This is a genomic window from Collinsella aerofaciens (genome assembly GCF_015561195.1).
Lineage (GTDB): Bacteria > Actinomycetota > Coriobacteriia > Coriobacteriales > Coriobacteriaceae > Collinsella > Collinsella aerofaciens_AC.
In genome coordinates this window covers 44115-61430 of the sequence record NZ_JADMSU010000007.1, presented here as the reverse complement: position 1 = coordinate 61430, position 17316 = coordinate 44115, and the positions used below count along the sequence as shown (strand labels likewise).

General features: G+C 59.7%; 14 protein-coding genes. 11 read left to right on the top strand and 3 right to left on the bottom strand.

Annotated elements, in window-relative coordinates; translation table 11 throughout:
* Window positions 1–87: 87 nt before the first annotated feature.
* Entirely contained in the window at window positions 88–1851 is a 1764-nt protein-coding gene (locus I2H81_RS07680) for a coiled-coil domain-containing protein (protein WP_195645141.1), read from the bottom strand.
* A gap of 294 nt (window positions 1852–2145) precedes the next feature.
* Here I2H81_RS07680 and I2H81_RS07675 point away from each other — a divergent pair, with 294 nt between their 5' ends.
* The 5 genes from I2H81_RS07675 to I2H81_RS07655 all read left to right on the top strand — a co-directional run bounded on the left by I2H81_RS07675 (window position 2146) and on the right by I2H81_RS07655 (window position 6300).
* A complete protein-coding gene (locus I2H81_RS07675; protein WP_006235414.1) occupies window positions 2146–2946 on the top strand; it encodes an SDR family NAD(P)-dependent oxidoreductase in 801 nt (266 codons plus the stop codon).
* A 504-nt stretch (window positions 2947–3450) separates the two neighbouring features.
* Window positions 3451–4590, top strand: coding sequence for a tRNA guanosine(34) transglycosylase Tgt (gene tgt / locus I2H81_RS07670; RefSeq protein WP_055285790.1), 1140 nt, complete (start codon window positions 3451–3453; stop codon window positions 4588–4590).
* 212 nt (window positions 4591–4802) lie between these two features.
* A complete protein-coding gene (locus tag I2H81_RS07665) occupies window positions 4803–5561 on the top strand; it encodes an LOG family protein (protein ID WP_195645140.1) in 759 nt (252 codons plus the stop codon).
* A 128-nt stretch (window positions 5562–5689) separates the two neighbouring features.
* On the top strand, window positions 5690–5989 hold the full coding sequence (locus tag I2H81_RS07660; protein ID WP_195645139.1) for a type II toxin-antitoxin system RelB/DinJ family antitoxin: 300 nt from the start codon (window positions 5690–5692) through the stop codon (window positions 5987–5989).
* A 2-nt stretch (window positions 5990–5991) separates the two neighbouring features.
* On the top strand, window positions 5992–6300 hold the full coding sequence (locus I2H81_RS07655; protein WP_195645138.1) for a type II toxin-antitoxin system RelE/ParE family toxin: 309 nt from the start codon (window positions 5992–5994) through the stop codon (window positions 6298–6300).
* 64 nt (window positions 6301–6364) lie between these two features.
* Here I2H81_RS07655 and I2H81_RS07650 read toward each other — a convergent pair whose 3' ends face one another.
* Entirely contained in the window at window positions 6365–9349 is a 2985-nt protein-coding gene (locus I2H81_RS07650) for a TOTE conflict system archaeo-eukaryotic primase domain-containing protein (protein WP_195645137.1), read from the bottom strand.
* A 739-nt stretch (window positions 9350–10088) separates the two neighbouring features.
* Entirely contained in the window at window positions 10089–10949 is an 861-nt protein-coding gene (locus tag I2H81_RS07645) for a DegV family protein (RefSeq protein WP_195645136.1), read from the bottom strand.
* Between the two features lie 156 nt (window positions 10950–11105).
* Between I2H81_RS07645 and I2H81_RS07640 the strand changes: the two genes are divergently transcribed.
* From I2H81_RS07640 to pstB, 6 genes are all read left to right on the top strand, one after another.
* On the top strand, window positions 11106–11768 hold the full coding sequence (locus I2H81_RS07640; RefSeq protein WP_195645135.1) for an HAD hydrolase-like protein: 663 nt from the start codon (window positions 11106–11108) through the stop codon (window positions 11766–11768).
* A 54-nt stretch (window positions 11769–11822) separates the two neighbouring features.
* Complete coding sequence (locus I2H81_RS07635; RefSeq protein ID WP_195645134.1) at window positions 11823–13259, top strand: M20 family metallopeptidase; 1437 nt, start codon at window positions 11823–11825, stop codon at window positions 13257–13259.
* 389 nt (window positions 13260–13648) lie between these two features.
* Window positions 13649–14590 (top strand): phosphate ABC transporter substrate-binding protein, encoded by a 942-nt coding sequence (locus I2H81_RS07630; RefSeq protein WP_195645133.1) that lies wholly within the window; start codon window positions 13649–13651, stop codon window positions 14588–14590.
* 24 nt (window positions 14591–14614) lie between these two features.
* Complete coding sequence (pstC, locus tag I2H81_RS07625; protein WP_195645132.1) at window positions 14615–15523, top strand: phosphate ABC transporter permease subunit PstC; 909 nt, start codon at window positions 14615–14617, stop codon at window positions 15521–15523.
* The gene (gene pstA / locus I2H81_RS07620) at window positions 15516–16442 is read left to right on the top strand and encodes a phosphate ABC transporter permease PstA (protein ID WP_195645131.1); all 927 of its coding nucleotides are present in this window, start codon (window positions 15516–15518) and stop codon (window positions 16440–16442) included. Before pstC ends, pstA begins: the two co-directional genes overlap by 8 nt.
* A complete protein-coding gene (pstB, locus tag I2H81_RS07615) occupies window positions 16439–17311 on the top strand; it encodes a phosphate ABC transporter ATP-binding protein PstB (protein WP_195645130.1) in 873 nt (290 codons plus the stop codon). Before pstA ends, pstB begins: the two co-directional genes overlap by 4 nt.
* The last annotated feature ends 5 nt before the right edge of the window (window positions 17312–17316 follow it).

The following is a 17316-nucleotide window of genomic DNA, read 5'->3' as shown; positions in this document are numbered from 1 at the left end:
TTGGTGCAAAGGGGTCAGGTTACTTTGCACCAGGTTGGTGCATGTTAACCTGACCCCTTTGTAGTCATTGGGGACGTTCTTAAACGACTACTTGCTTGCGAACAGCCAGACAAGGATGATCACCAGGATTGCGGCGACGATGCAGACGATGGCGCCGGTGAATTTGATGCGTGAGTCGCGGGTACGCTCGCGCACCGCGTCCTCGGTGGCCTCGAGCTGGGCAACTTCTCGCTCGGTCTCGGCGTGTTCGGCTTTGTCTCGGGCCAAGGATCCTGCAAGCGACTCAGTAATCTCTGGGTGGTCGTGTACTTCGGTCGCCTGTTCGATAATCGACTGCGCATGCGCGGCATCTGCTTGGGCGTTGGCTATGCTCTGCTCTTGGTCGCGGCGTGCCTTGTCCTCGGCGGCGATCTTCTCGCGCAGTTCGCGCTGGCGCGTCGCGGCGGTGGTTTTTGCGGTCTGCAGCTCGTCGCGCGCGGCATCGGCCTCTGCCGTCACGGCCTGATGGGCTCGCTTGGCGTCGGCGATGGGGGCCTGCGCCTGTTCGACGGCCTGCTCGGCTGCGGCAAGCGAGTGCTCAAGGTCGGCGGTGATGCGCGGGACATCTTCTTCGGCTTTTCGCAGGGCATCTGCCGTGTCGGAGATCTGCATCGAGAGCTCGCTGGTGCGCACCGTATAGTTGGCGGGATTTGCCGAGGGATTGCGTTGCAGCTCGGCATACTCATGACGCAGTGTCTCGAGCTGGGCGCGCGCGGCGTCGACGGTTTGTTGTGCGGCGGCAATGCCGGCGTCTCGCTCGGCCTGCACCTTGTCGCGGATGCGCTTGGAATCCTCAAGACGGCGAACGAGGCGGTTGCCGGTCTCGCGCGAGCTCGCCTCGCGGGCCTCCACGGCATCGAGCGCGGCCTTCAGGCGGAGCTCAGTCGCGTCATCCTCTGTCTTCATTTGTTCGAACTGACCCTTGAGCTCTGTCGCTTTGGCGGCGTGGGCATCACGGTCAATCTCGGCTGCCGCAGCGGTCTTTTGCGCCGTGGCGATCGCCTGGCGCTGGTCGGCGACGATCTGGTCGTAGCGGCCTGCGATATCCTGGCGCGTCTCGAGTTCCTCGGCCTGATCGGCAATGCGCTGCTCAAGTTCGGCCAGGTGGGCGCGGGCATCGGCAAGTGCCTTTTTCGCGGCATTCATCTCGCGCATGGCCGAGGCGCCCTGGGCGATAAAGGTGCCCACGGCGTTCGCAGTGTTCGAGACAGCGGTCCCCAGATCGCGGCTCGCGGCGGGGGAGTGCGGGGCGGTCGGGCGAGCGGTGTCGGCGGCGTCCGCATCGGCAGCCTGCGGCGCGGCGATATTGCCGGTACCGCCCTCAACCACAGAAAAGCCTGCTGCGTGCGGATCGACCGCATCGGCGCCAATCGTGGGGTGCTCGAGCTGCAGAAACGAGGGCATGGTGCTGCCCTGGTCGGCAACCGGAGTCTCGCCGGGCACAAAGGTCGAGGCCGCCTCGGCGGCCTCCTCTTCCTCGGCATCGATATCGGCATCGGCGACGGCGTCTTTCATCGCTTTGACAGCATCCATCATGGAGTCCATGACGGCATCGAGCTCTTCTTCCGAAGACACCTCGATGGGGCCCGCTGCTTGCGGGGCGTCGTCCTGTACAGGGGCGTCGTCCTGAGCGGGCGCATCGTCGTTTTGCTCATCGGCGTTTTCTGTTTCGGGGGTTTCCGCCGCAGCGCTTTCGTCCAAGATGGGGTCGTCGATGTCGATACCATCGCAGGTCACAGCGTCAGTATCTGCGGTGACGTCTGCGGGATCATCAATATGCTGTTGAGTCTGGGGGTCCAGCTCGTCTGTCATAGGCATGTGCTCCTCATCGTTGTTTGTCACCCTATGATAAAGTCTCGCGCCGACTTCCCGCGCGCCGCAGCAAAGTTTCAAAACGTGTTCGATGGCTCGCGACGATAGCAAAAACTCGGCCACTCTATCCAATTTTTACTTGACATTCCCTTCGCCGAAAGACGTTGCGCCGTTCGCCTGCCATGGGCTTTATTTTTCACTTGAACCCGTTAAAGTTGCATTTCAGCTTTTGGCGCGTTTATTTGGATGCGCGCAGTCGGCGGGTGCGCCCGTCGCGATTTGAAAGGACTTTATATGGGACTTTTCACTGGTAAGACCGTGATCGTCACCGGCGGCGGCAAGGCCACGCTTAAGGACGGCTCCGCTGGCTCCATCGGTTACGGCATCGATATCGCTTTTGCCAAGGAGGGCGCGAACCTCGTTATCACCGGCCGCAACGTCGCCAAGCTCGAGGCCGCCAAGGAGTCCCTCGAGGCCGAGTACGGTGTCAAGGTTCTGCCTGTTCAGGCCGATGTTTCAGCCGGTCAGGACAACGAAGCCGTCGTCCAGAACGTCATCGACAAGGCCATTGAGGAGTTTGGCCGCATCGACGCCGTCGTCAACAATGCTCAGGCCAGCGCCTCGGGCGTGACCATCGCCGATCACACCATGGATCAGTTTAATCTGGCCATTTACTCCGGTCTGTATGCTACCTATCTGTACATGCAGAAGGCCTATCCGCACCTGAAGGAGACCAAGGGCTCCGTGGTCAACTTTGCCTCGGGTGCCGGCCTGTTTGGCAACTATGGCCAGTGCAGCTATGCTGCCGCCAAGGAGGGCATCCGCGGCCTGACCCGCGTTGCCGCCAACGAGTGGGGCAAGGACGGCATCAACGTCAATATCGTTTGCCCGCTTGCTTGGACCGCTGCGCTCGAGAACTTCCAGGATGCCTATCCCGAGGCGTTTAAGGCCAACGTCCACATGCCGCCGGCTGGTCACTACGGCGACGTCGAGAAGGAGATCGGCCGCGTGGTCGTTCAGCTCTGCGGTCCCGACTTTAAGTACATGAACGGCGAGACCGTCACCCTCGAGGGTGGCATGGGCCAGCGGCCTTAGGGGTTACGGCGTTTTACCAAACGCCGTAACGGGCCGACGCTGCGTGGGCCGCATTTGGACAATCTGACGTTCAACTTCAAGGGCGCGACCAAAAGGTCAGCGCCCTTTCGTTTCACGTCACCTTGTCTCAAATGCGACCCGCTCGCTGACTTATGCTCAACCTGCAGCGCCATTTTGCTTGAGGGCACCTTGTTCGCTCTGGCGGGTTTTCGCTGTCGGTGCCAGAGCATCGGCGTTGCCTTTGTTGATGTAGCCGTTGGGGACGTTCTTAAATGACTAGTCACAAGGGACACTCTTGCCGGCACTTGGGGACAGTTCCTAAGTGCCGGCAGATTGGGACGCTCCTTTGTAAGATGGCGTTGAAGAGTGTCCCCGACGGCTAGTCGTTTAAGAATGTCCCTAACGACTAGTTGTTTAATGCGCCAGTTTCTGTCGAGTCGGTGCTCCTTGCGGGTTGCCCGTATAATGGTTTGCGTATGAACCGCAACCAAGGAGTTCCAGTTTATGGACCAGAGCCTTTTTAAATTCGATCTGATCGCCGAGGACCCGACGACGCATGCGCGTGCCGGCGTGCTGCACACCCCGCACGGCGACATCGAGACGCCGATCTTTATGCCCGTGGGCACCAAGGCAAACGTCAAGGGCATTCCTACCGAGACCGTCAAACAGCTCGGCGCCCAGATCGTGCTTGCCAATACCTATCACCTGTCCATGCGTCCCGGCGAGGACACTATCGCCGAGCTGGGCGGCCTGCACAAGTTTATGAACTGGCACGGTCCTATCCTCACCGACTCGGGCGGTTTCCAGGTGTTCAGCCACAACGACGCGGTCAAGCTCACCGATGAGGGCGTGCGCTTTATCGTCAACGATTACGACGGCCGCCACGTGTTCTGGACGCCCGAGGACAACATGGAAATCGCCATGAAACTCGGCTCCGACATCTGCATGCAGCTGGACCAGTGCCCGGGCTATCCCGCCACGCGCGCCTACGTTGAGCGCGCCGTTGAGCTGTCGAGTATGTGGGCCGAGCGCTGCTATAAGGCGCATACCCGCGACGACCAGGCGCTCTTTGGCATTGTTCAGGGCGGCATGCACCTAGATCTGCGCCTGCGCTCGCTGCGCCATTTGGAGGAGTGCGGCGACTTCCCCGGTTACGGCATCGGCGGCTACTCGGTGGGCGAGGACCACGAGACCATGTTCGAGACCCTGGCACCGCTCGTAAGCGAGTACATGCCCAAGCACAAGCCGCGCTACCTGATGGGCGTCGGCAACCCCACCACCCTCGTGCGCGGTGTGGGCGTGGGCATCGACATGTTCGACTGCGTGCTGCCGACGCGCACCGGCCGCATGGGCACAGCGTTCTCGAGCGAGGGTCGCCTCAACTTCCGCAACGCGCGTTTTGCGCACGACGACGGCCCCATCGATCCCACCTGCACCTGCCCGGTGTGCACGGGCGGCTACAGCCGCGCGCTCATTCGCCACATGGTCACGCAGAAGGAGATGCTCGGCGGCATTCTGCTGTCGATGCACAACATCTACTACCTGCTCAACCTTATGCAGCGTGCCCGCCAGGCCATTATCGAGGGCCGTTACGGCGCGTTTGTGAGCGACTGGATGAACAGTCCTGCGGCGGTGGATTACTAAGGGCGACAGACACGCTTGCAGAGCGTGAGCAACGGCAATGGTCGAGCGCCAGCCGGTCGTCACATTCGCTGACACCGGCTGCGCGACTTCTGACCGATAGCTTGCAAATGCTTGATGCATCGTGGGTACCATACCGAATAGTTGATGTTCGGGCGGGTGTTTGACGCATGGCGTCGACCCCGCCCGTTTTCTTTTTCTCGATAGGAGTACCCATGATTAAGAATGAGAACGTCGAGGGCGAGCCTGCCTACGACGAGACGTACCGCCGCGGCCCCGTGGTCATGCGCGGCCCCATGATTCCTAAGGACAACACCTACGCCAACCTGCTGGCGCCCGAGGAGTCGACTGACTGGCTGCACGCCGATCCGTGGCGCGTCCTTCGTATTCAGGCAGAATTCGTCGATGGCTTTGGCGCGCTTGCCGAGCTCGGACCCGCGGTGACCATCTTCGGTAGCGCCCGCACGCCCAAGACCGATCCGCTCTACAAGGCGGCGCGTGCCGTCGGGCGCAAGATCGCGCAACGTGGCGTGGCGGTCATCACCGGTGGCGGCCCCGGCATCATGGAAGCGGCCAACAGGGGAGCGGCGAGTGTCAACGGCAAGTCAGTTGGCCTAGGCATTGAATTGCCGCACGAGCAGGGGCTCAACAAATACGTGAACCTCGGCATGGACTTCCGCTACTTCTTTGTGCGCAAAACCATGTTCGTTAAGTACAGCTCGGGCGCCATCGTATTTCCCGGCGGCTTTGGCACGCTCGACGAGATGTTCGAGGTTCTCACGCTGGTGCAGACGCACAAGGTCAAGCGCATGCCGCTCGTGCTGGTGGGCAGCGAGTACTGGCAGGGCCTGTTCGACTGGCTCAACGGTCCGGTGATGGACGCCGGCATGATCAGTCCGCTCGATCCGGATCTGGTACACATTACCGACGACCTCAACGAGGCCGTCGACATTGCGCTCAGCGGGTTGATGTAGAGCGAGCGTGTCTGCCGTTGCGGCAATGTGGGTTACAGTAATGTGAACGACAATCTGATGCTATCTAACATCAATCTGCCATCTAAATGGGGTATACTGATGCAAAAGACGAGGCGAGGAGGTCGCGTATGTCTACTGCAACGGCTAAGCCCACGACGGTTCGCATCGAAGAAGGACTCAAGGAACAGGCGACTGCGTTCTTGGATTCGGTTGGCCTGAGTCTCAATTCGTATCTCAACCTTGCTGTTCGGCAGCTGGTAAATCAACGAAAGATTCCTTTTGAGATCGTAGGAAGGGCGGAGGTGCCCAACGAGGCGACGAGGCGCGCCATGGTGATCGCCGAAGCTCATGAGTTGGGGATTCTGCCAGACGACAGCCCGTCATTCAATAACGCTGATGAGCTTATATCATTCCTCGATGAGGACTAGCGATGTTTGAGATTAAAGTCGAGGCCCAGTTTAAGGCGGATTACAAACGGACGATGCGCGTCCATCCGCAGCTAAAAACGGAGTTTAAGGCGGCTGTCGCAGAGCTTGCGGCTTACGGCTCGCTTCCCGCGGAATATGGCGCCCATGAGCTTTCAAACCCGGGCGGAAACTACAACGGCCACATCGATTTCCATCTATCCGATGGTTTGGTCGATGTGGTCGTTCTCTACCTGCCGCATAAGACTAATCCTGTGATCCGGCTGGTCAGAATGGGCTCGCATGAGGAGCTGTTCCAGGGTCCGCAGGGCTGATTGCCCACTTATGACTTGCGGTGAAATAGGGATTGATGAACGGCCGATTGGCTAAAAACAGCCCCTATTTCACCGCAACTGCTGGGGACGCCCCGTTCATTGCCGCGGCCTCCGGTTCCCCTTTTCGCTGGATTTCGCTCAAAAGCTCGGCTGCGACTTCGCTGCTTTTGAAACGGATGCTGCAGTCTTCTTTTTTAGGGAAAGCCAGCAACGGAATAGCTCCGTACCAGACGGTTTGCTCGTCAATCACTGATGCGCACAGGCGTCCTTCGGCTTTGATGAGATAGTCGACGTTCATCTCGGCAAAAATCGCTTTCACGTCATCGCGTGGAGTCGAAGCAATGGAAATCTCAAGGGAAATCCCACGGGCAGTGGCATCCGCGAGTGCGGCGGCGAGCTTTTCGAGGCATGCGGCGGATGCGTAGGGCGCGGCAATAAAAATGCTTTTCGATGCGTTCGCGATGTCATTCGCAAAAGCCTCCACGGCCCTTGCCGACCTAACGAGGATGTTTCGATCGTCCTGTCTGTTGTCGTTTGCTGCAAAGACTTCATACCCCAGCTTGGCGTAGGTCTTGAGTCTCTTTTGGTACATGCGTGCGAGCATGGGTATCGACAGGTCAACATAGTCGAATATCTCAACTCGCTGTTTGCCCTCGTGGTTTCTGTGCAGTCTGCCTGCCTGCTGCGTTATGCTGCCGTCCCAAGATATTGGTGTGGCAATGAGCAGAGTGTCAAGGTAGGACAGGTCGAAGCCCTCGCCCAGAAGGCTTTCGGTTGCAACGATGATTCGATGCTCGTGTTCGAAGCCGGGAAGACTGTTCAGTATTGCTTTTCTTTCTTTGGCGTCGATTTCTCCTGTTAAGAGTATGGGTTCGTGTCCGCGGCTTTGAAGTAGCTTGCATAGCTCTTCGGCATGCCTTTTCCTTTTAGATAGCACAAGCGGATGCCGGCCGTTTGATGCGGCATCGAGGGCGTCGTCGACAATTGCTTCGTTTCTCGCGGCGTGTGCACACAGGAGATCGAGAATTTGGTTAAAGGATGCCCCCGGTTCGTAGGCGGGTAATCGAATTCCGGTGAAACGCGGTCTAACAACGCGCTGAATCCCCTGTTGGATGGCTTGCGTTTTTGGATCGACGACATAGCGAACCGGGCCGCAGAGCATCGAGAGTGCCCGTGTGAGTCCGTCCGAACGCTCGGGCGTCGCGGAAAGGCCATATACATATTTGGCCGGAGCGGACTTGAGGGCAAGCTCAAGCTGCGGCGCGGCGGCATGGTGACATTCGTCGCAGATAATGAGGCCGTAATCGCGAACGAACTCCTTGGCGAATGACTCGTCGGTCTGGGGGTCCTTGCCGGATAGCGACTGGAATGAGGCAATGTCGATGAGGTGGCTTATGGCGGTCTTGCCTCCTCCGATTTGCCCAATGAGCGGGGGCTGCCTTTTGCTGATTCGTCCTTTTGGGGTTCGGACGGGCTCTCTGTTGTCCGTGATGTCGAGAAATCGTTCGAGCTGGGATTTCCATTGGGCAATGAGCGCGGTCTTGGGAACGATGACAAGCGTTGGAAGACCGATGGTAGCAATAAGATAGGCTCCGATGACGGTTTTGCCGAAACCCGTCGGTGCAGACATGATCCCGTCTTCATAGCCGAGCATTTGTTCGGCGGCAATTTGCTGTTCAGGGCGAAGAATCCCTTTAAATGCCATCACAATTGGATTGCCCGACTTGCGCTTGTCTGAATAATGGGCAGAAACGCCGGTTTCTTGAAGCAGCCGCTCAAGCTGAGTCTTGCAGCCTCTGGGAATCGCGACGCAGCCATCTCTAAGTTCGCTGAGGTCAATGTAGCGCGGTTTGCCGAATACAGATTGATGCATTGATTGCGCGCGGAAGAATTCCGGGTTGGCAAATGTTGCAAGCCTGCGGACTTCCATTTGAGCTGCGGGGCTCAGAGATTTTTCGGGGATATAGAGCATATCTGCCTGCGTGACGGACAGCGATGACGGGAAGTCCCGCGGCGTGAGCGGAAGTCGCCTTCGCAGTCTCTGGGAATGTGGCGCAGCGGTGTTTGCCGCCGCTGCGGCTGCTATTCCATGCGGCCTATTTTCGATGCTCTCGATCAGACTTTGCACCGTCGCGCGCGGGATTAACTGGATTTGCGAAAGGTAAAGCCATTGATCGGGAAAGGGCTCAAATTGTTCGTCAACAAATACACTGTTTCCTTTTTGCTGCGCTTTTCCTTGAAAAGGCAGCGCTATGAGATTTCCGAAGCCGCCCTCAGGAATGGTGGACTGCGCGGGCAGCATTCGGTCAAAAGCCTTGAAGGTGATTGTCTTGTTGAGTGTCGCCGCTTCGGTGATTAGGCTGCTTCCAAAATCTCGTGCGGTCTTTGCGCTGATGAGCTCTAGGAAGAAAAACCAGACATGTGCGCCATTGCCTGATCTCGATCGCTCAACAGCGGCATCGATTCCATGGCTTTTTGCGGTAAGCCGAATGGCGTTTGCTGCTTCTTTCCAATCAGCTTCATCGAAATCGATGACCAGGACTTTTGTGTTGCTGTCACTATCGAGAACGTATTGACCTATGACATCTCGAAGCCTGTCGTCGTTGCCTTTGAAATGGGCGACGATCGCGGCGTCGCTCAGCTCGGGGAAGATGCGGTTGCCGCATTCCGCGCATTTTACTTTCTGATGGCTTGCTTTGGGGCAAATGCCTGCCTTCCACTCATTTGCGCAGGCGGGTGTATAGCCGATTCCCCCGTCTTTTCTGCGGTATCCATGAGCGTAAACGTCTTTGCGGCCGGTAAAGAGATTGCGAAAGAGCTCGAGCTTGTCGCGCGCTGGGCTCGCACTGGTGACGATGCCCTCGACCTGCGCCCGTCCATCGAAAGATTCGCCAGCTTTCTCCCATTCTTCCAGTGTTGCGTAACGGATGTCTGGACCGTTGCTGCAGATGACGATTTGGCTGTGCGGTTCCGATGCATGGGCAACGGTTTTCTTGAATTGGAATAGCGTGTCCCCGATGAGGGCGTATTGATGCGTGACGGTGCTCATGTGTATGCCGTTCTTGTCGGGGCTCATTGAAATGAGGGTACGTATTTTGATTTTAGGGGACTCGACTCTGATTTTGGTTCGGCGATAGTGGAGTACAGCTCCGTGAGTGGTGTTTGGCTGATGTCAAAATGTGCGGCAGCTGTTGCTGAATGGGTATTAGCGGCCATGAGGCGGGCTGGAGACGCAAGTAACTATCCTCGAATAGACCCTGTGGGCAAAAAATGGCAAATATGAGTACTGTTGTTTGGGCAGTATCATATCATCTTGAAAGTATTTAAGACCAATCGACTTGGATTGGATATAGCCAACCCTCTAAACATGGCGATTCGGGACTTTATGGCGCTCGGAATTGGTGAAAGATGGCAAATTCAGCCAGATTTCGCTGTCACTAAATTGGTAACAGTACTCATATTTGCCATTTTTTGACCAAGGGGTATCACGGGGGCTGGATAGGACGTCGATTGCCATCAATATCTCGATTGGGTAGTTGAACGGCAATGAAGTTGCGGCGTAATGGGAATCGGTGATGGCGGCCCTTCGGCTAAAACGGTCCCTTTTCCGCCGCAACTCCTAAAAAGACACCGGCGCGCTTTGAGTTGCGGCGCGTCGGCGTGGTTGCTTCGTTGTGGCTGGTTGTACCTCGGTTGTTCGGCAGCTTTGGCATGTTCGATCTTGTCAGGCAAGCCTTTGTTAGTGCCTGACGTTTGCCTAGATAAAACCTGCCAAAATAAACCTGTCCCTAATTGGTAGGTTGGTAGCGGGGGCAGTAGCTGATGGCGATGGCGTCGACGCCTACGTGGGTCGCGATGGTGCAGCCGATGGGGCCGGTGCCAGCATCGACAAAGTCCTGGCCTGCGAGCGCCTGGTTGACGAGCTCCTGCTCCTCGGCGGCGCCGGTCGTGAGCACGCGTACGCTGGAACCCGGATGCTCGGCCAAAAATGCGAGGCAGTCAGCCATGGTGTTGGCGACGATGCGCTTGGCGCCGCGGCCCTTTTTGATGGCCTTGATCTCGCCCGATTTCCACTCCGGCGAAACGGCCAGGCGAATGTTGAGCATCTGCGTGAGATGGCCGGCGAGCTTGGGTGCGCGGCCGTTCTTAACCAGGTTCTCGAGCGTGCGGGGAATCAGCAGCAGGTGGGCGTCGGGCAGCGTCGCGCGGATCTGCGCCTCGGTCTCGTCCAAGCTGCGGCCGTCCTCGCGCATGGCAAGCGCGTACTCCACCAGCAGACCCTCGGCGCCCGAGCCGGTGCGCGAATCGATGCAGCGCACGTCGAGCTCGTGGGTCTCGGCGACCAGGCATGCGTTGGCATAGCAGGCGGACCACTCGCTGCACAGCGAGATAAAGATCGCGCTGTCGTGGCCATCGGCGCGCACGCGGTCAAACAGCGCCTTGAACTCGCCGGCGCTCGGCTGCGAGGTGTGCGGCAGCCGCTCGGAGCCGGCCATGCGCGCGACGTATTCCTCGGCGGTAATCTGCACCTGGTCGAGCAGGTCCTCGCCCTCGATAATCACATGCAGCGGAATCACGTAAATGCCGAGCTCTTGAGCACGGGCGGGGGAGATGTCCGACGTGGAGTCGGTTATGATGGCAAAAGACATAATTGCACCTTTCGATGGGGCGCCACGGCGCCGCCGATTGAGAGCAAAGTGCGACAAGTATAGTGGAGTTGCTCTACATTGCTAGGTTCAATTGTTGAATAGTCAACAGTTTGAAGTGTCGGTGTGGAAATCATCAACTGGGGAAGAGGGATACCGATGGAGGCACTGGAGATAGGCAAGCGGCCGGTCGTGCTGTTTGATTTCGATGGCACGGTGGCAGATACGGGTCGGGCGGTGATGACCTCGACACGCAAAACGTTGGCCGCGCGCGGGTTTTCGGAGGCGCAGATGGGTGACCTGCGTCGCATGATCGGGCCTCCGCTGTGGAAGAGCTTCCACGACTTTTACGGCTTTACGCGCGAGGAGTCGCTCGTGGTGGCCGACGAGTACCGTGCCTTTTTTGACGAGCTGGGTCCGGAGGAGTATCCCGTGTTCGACGGAATCCCCGAGCTGCTCGATGGCTTGGCGGCGCAGGGTCATCGCATGGCCGTGGCGACGTCTCGCATGGAGGCAAAGTGTATCGACATGGTGCATGAGCTGGGACTTTCTCAGTTCGAAGCCGTGGTTGGCATGAATCCGCCACTGGGGCGTGAGACCAAGGCCGATTCGGTCCGCGATGCCCTGGCGGCCTTGGGCGCGGCCGCGGACGAGGCCGTGATGATCGGCGATCGCTTTAACGACGTCGAGGGCGCGCACGCAATGGGCGTGCCGTGCATCGGCATCTATTCGGGCGCGGCGGTGCCGGGCGAGCATGAGGCGGCGGGTGCCGATGCGGTGGTGCACTCGGCGGCCGAGCTTGCTAAACTTTTCGCTATCTAATGACGTAATGTGAGGGGCGGGTACGCTTGCCGCTCATTGGTAAGGAGGTCGTCCATGAATCAGGTGGAGCAGAGCGTTACCGAGTATGTCGACGAGGTCTGGGAAGATGTCGTCGCCGATATCGAGCAGCTGGTGAGCTATCCGTCCGTGGCAGTTTCTGCCGATGCGGAGCCCGGCGCGCCGTTTGGCCGCCCGGTCCGTGATGCGCTCGATTGCGCGCTCGGCATTGCGCAAAAGCTCGGCTACCAGACGAGCGATGACGAGGGCTTTGTGGGAATCGCCGATATCCCGGGCCGCGGCGATAAGCAGCTTGCGACTATCTGCCATGTGGACGTGGTACCCGCTGGCCCCGGTTGGAGCACCGACCCGTTTGCGATGGAGCGCCGCGAGGGCTGGCTGCTCGGTCGCGGCGTGATTGACGACAAGGGCCCGGCGGTGTTGTCGCTCTACGCCGGCGCCTACCTGCTCAAGCACGGCATTGTTCCGCGCTACACCTTCCGCGCGCTGCTGGGCTGCGATGAGGAAGTGGGCATGTCCGACGTTCACCATTATCTGGAGAACTACGCAGACCCCGACTTTCTGTTTACGCCCGATGCCGAGTTTCCGGTCTGCAATGCCGAGAAGGGCCAGTTTGGGGCGACGTTTGTGAGTCCCAAGATCGATGGCGGGCGCATCGTGTCCTGGAGCGGCGCCGAGGCAAGCAATGCCATTCCGTCGCAGTCCATCTGCGAGCTCGCGATTGCCGCCGATGAGCTGCCGGCGCCGGTCGAGAACGCCGACCGCCTGGAGATCACGACGCTCGATAACGGGCATGCGCAGATTTTCGCCCACGGTATTGGCGGTCACGCCTCGATGCCCGAGGGAACGATCAATGCCGTCGGCCTCATCGTGGCGTATCTGCGTGAGGCCGAGGACGCGTTTGGTGCACGCGACGAGCGCCTGCTGACGCCTGCCGAGCACGAGTTCGTCAAGTTCCTGGCCTTTGTGCATGCGGATGCCTATGGCCGCGGCCTGGGTATCGATGCGACGAGTCCGGCGTTTGGCCCGCTTACCTGCAACGCTGGCGTCATCCGCGTGGCGGATGGCCATATTGAGCAGGTCATCGACGTGCGCTTCCCCGGCAGCACCAGTGCCGATACCATCCGCGAGCAGCTCGAGCCGCTCGTGGGCCGCTTTGGTGTGACGTATCGCGTGGGTCGTGCCAAGGTGCCGTTCTCAGTTTCGGCCGACGATCCGGCCGTGAAGGCGCTTATTGATACCTATAACGAGTTTACGGGCAAGCATGCTGAGCCCTTTGCCATGGGCGGCGGTACGTACGCGCGCAACTTTGCCCGCGCCGTGTCGTTTGGCCCCGAGGAGACCGGTCTTGAGCTGCCCGCGTGGGGCGGCCAGATGCACGGCCCCAACGAGTGCGCCAGCGAGGAACAGCTCAAGCAGGCGCTCAAGATCTACATCGTGGCAATCCTGCGCTTGAATGAGCTGGAGTTGTAGGGCTTCCCCAGGCACCCGACCTTGCCCCTCAAACCGTCGCTTGCGTACCGAAGTACGCGGCGCTCCTCTTTCGGGGCAATCTCGGGCACCTGGGAAACCCCTATATCCTGCTTGGATACAAACTTGAATTACGAGCCCGGTGCTTTTGCCCGGGCTTTTTCTGTTGCGGTGGGATAGTCGTTGGGGACGCTCCTCCGGTGTAAAAGGTGTGCCATGTTCGACGCTGGATTGTTATCCGTTTGTAAAGGCTGGGTAGAGCTTGCGGTAAGGGTCTATCAATAGCCCGTAAGAAAGCGCAGTTGGCGCGGGCGCTGCCCGATCGAGGCCGTATCTTTCCAAACAGCAAAGCGGGCAGGGTGCCCGCGAGTCGCATGTATGAAAGGAAGATCATGCTCGATCAGGCTTATTCTCGTCGTCAGTTCCTCGGCCTCGCTGGTGGTCTTGCCAGCATCGTCGGTCTCGGTCTCGTTGGCTGCGGTGGCTCGGGCGCATCCGACGCCGCCGATAAGGGTAGCGCCGCTGCCGCTGCCGAGTCTGTCTCCGGCGAGGTAACCTACGACGGCGCCTCCTCGTTCCAGGCTCTCGTCGAGGCTGCTGCCGAGAAGTTCATGGACGCCAACCCGGACGTTTCCATCTCCGGCTCGGGTAACGGTTCGGGCAAGGGCCTGACCGCTGTTGCCGCCGGCACCGTCACCATCGGCAACTCCGACGTCTTTGCCGAGACCAAGCTCGAGGCCGATCAGGTCAAGAACCTCGTCGACCACGAGGTCGCCGTCGTGGGCATGGGCCCCGTCGTCTCCAAGAACGTGACGGTCGACGACCTGACCCTCGAGCAGCTCAAGGGCATCTTCTCCGGCCAGATCACCAACTGGAAGGAGGTCGGCGGCGACGACGCCAAGATCGTTGTTCTCAACCGCAAGGCCGGCTCCGGCACCCGCGCCACCTTCGAGGCCGCCGTCTTTGGCGACGAGGCCGTCGACTTCAAGGGCGACGCCGAGCTCGATAAGTCCGGCGACGTCCAGACCCAGATCGCCAGCACCGACAACGCCATCTCCTACCTCGACTTCTCGCACTTCGATGACTCCAAGTTCAACGCCATCAAGGTCGAAGGCGTCGAGCCCAAGAGCAAGAACGTCACCGACAACTCCTTCAAGATCTGGGCTACCGAGCATATGTACTGCTCTAAGGACGCCGATGAGGCGACCAAGGCCTTCCTGGAGTTTATGCTTTCCGACGACGTCCAGGGCAAGCTCGTCGAGGAGCAGGGCTTTATCCCCGTCTCTGCGATGAAGGTCGTCAAGGACGCCAGCGGCAAGGTCTCCGCTAAATAAGTAATCGCCCCGGAAAGGTTTGCAATGGCAAAACAGCTGCCAAAGCGCGACCTTGAGAACGTGGGCCTGGGCGTCACGGGCGCGTGCGTAGCGCTCGTGACGCTTGTCGTTGCCGCGCTCATCTTTATGGTCGCCCAAAAGGGCCTCTCGGCTTTTGTTAAGGACGGCGTCTCGGTCGTCGAGTTTTTTACCGGTACCAAGTGGGACCTGGCCAACACAGCCGAAAACGGCCTGCCTTATACCGGCGCCCTGCCCCTGATCGTCACCTCGTTTGCGGTCATGGTGCTCTCCACGCTCATCGCGCTGCCCATCGCCATCGGCTCTGCCATCTTTGCGGTCGAGATCCAACCCAAATTTGGCTCCAAGATCTTTCAACCACTTATTGAGCTTTTGACCGGCATTCCCTCGGTCGTCTTTGGCCTGATCGGTTTTCACGTGGCCGTCGGCCTTATGAAGAGCGTTTTCCACGTGAGCACGGGCCTGGGCATCCTGCCCGGCGCCATCGTGCTGGCCGTCATGATCCTGCCGACGATGACCACGCTTTCGGTCGATGGCCTGCGCGCCGTGCCCGACAGCTACCGTCAGGGCTCGCTCGCACTGGGCTACACCCGCTGGCAGACCATCTGGCACGTGGTGCTCAAGTCCGCCATGCCGTCGCTCATGACCGCGGTCATCCTTGGCATGACCCGCGCCTTTGGCGAAACGCTCGCCGTGCGTATGGTTATCGGCGGTATCGAGGCCATGCCGACGTCGCTGCTGTCGCCGGCGTCCACCATTACCACCACGCTCACCACATCCATGGCGGTTTATGCCGAGGGCTCGGCCCAGGACGATGTCCTGTGGGCGCTCGGTCTGCTGCTGATGGGCATGAGCCTCATCTTCATCCTGATCATCCACCTTATCGGCCGCAAGGGGGCGAAGGCTCGTGGCTAGCACGCGCATCCATATCGACGAGGCGAGACTCGGGCGTGTCCAAAAGCAGGACCGCATCGCCACGGGCGTGCTGACGGCGATCGTCGCCATCGTCATGCTCATCGTCGTCTCCATGGTGGCCTACATCCTGTTCGAGGGCATCTCGACGCTGTTCCAGCCGGGCTTTCTCACGCAGCCGTCACGCGCCAACGGAACGCAGGGCGGCGTACTCTATCAGCTGTTCGATTCGTTCTATCTGCTGCTGATTACCCTGGTCATCTCGGTGCCCATCAGCCTGGGCGGCGCGGTCTTTTTGGTTGAGTACGCGCCCGATGGGCCCATCCGCGACATCGCCTCCACCGCCATCGAGACGCTGTCCTCGCTGCCCTCCATTGTCGTGGGCATGTTCGGCTTTCTGGTGTTCTCGGTGCAGCTGGGCTGGAAGTACTCCATCATCTCCGGCGCCGTCGCGCTCACCATGTTCAACATCCCCATCCTGGTGCGCGTGATTCAGCAGGCGCTCGAGGACGTGCCGCAGGCCCAGCGCGATGCGTGCCTGGCTATGGGCCTCACCCGCTGGGAGGCCACGCTGCATATCCTGATCCCCGAGGCCATGCCCGCCATCGTGACCGGCATCGTGCTTTCGGCCGGCCGCGTGTTTGGCGAGGCCGCGGCGCTGCTCTTTACCTCGGGTATGAGCTCGCCGGTTCGCCTGAACTTCTTGAGCTTTAACCTGTCGAGCCCCACCTGCGCCTGGAACGTGTTCCGCCCCGGTGAGTCGCTCGCCGTGCACATCTACAAGATCTATGGCGAGGGCAGCCCCGAGGCCCAGCAGATCGTCTGGGGCACCGCGGCACTGCTGATGATTTGCGTGCTGCTGTTTAACGTGGTCGCCCGTATCGTGGGCAAGCAACTGGCAAGGAAGATGACGGCCGAATGAGCGATATGAATGCAACGCCCGCAACCGAGGCGGCATCGTCCGACACCCGGGACTTTCTGTCGAGCGTGGGGGAGAGCGAAAAGCGTGTGCGTGTGAGCGGCAAGGCCGTGAGCGACGAGGTCGTGCTCTCCACCAAGGACGTCAACGTGTACTATGGCGACCACCATGCGCTGCACAATACGTCGCTCGACTTTCACAAGGGTGAGATCACGGCGCTCATTGGGCCTTCAGGCTGCGGTAAGTCGACCTTCTTGCGTAGCCTCAACCTTATGAATCGCGAGATTCGCGGTTGCCGCGTGGAGGGCGAGATCAACTACCGCGGGCGCAACGTGAACACCAAGACCGAGAACACGTATGAGCTGCGCCGCTCCATCGGCATGGTGTTTCAACAGCCCAATCCATTTCGCAAGTCCATTCGCGACAATATCACGTTTGCGCCCAAGCGCCACGGCATCACCGACCGCGACGAGCTCGATCGCATGGTCGAGGAAAGCCTGCGCGGCGCGGCGCTGTGGGACGAGGTCAAGGATAAGCTCGACAAGAGCGCCTATGCGCTTTCGGGCGGCCAGCAGCAGCGTCTGTGCATCGCGCGCACGCTCGCGCTCAACCCCGACGTGATTCTGTTCGACGAGCCCTGCTCGGCGCTCGACCCCATCTCGACGCTGGCGATCGAGGACCTGATGTCGTCGATCGTGGCCGAGCGCGCCATCGTTATCGTGACGCACAACATGGAGCAGGCGTCGCGCGTGTCCAACCGCACGGCGTTCTTCTACATGGGCGATATGGTCGAGTACGACGAAACTGACGAGATTTTCCAACGGCCCAAGGATAAGCGGCTGAATGATTACCTCACCGGCATGTTCTCCTAGTCCGG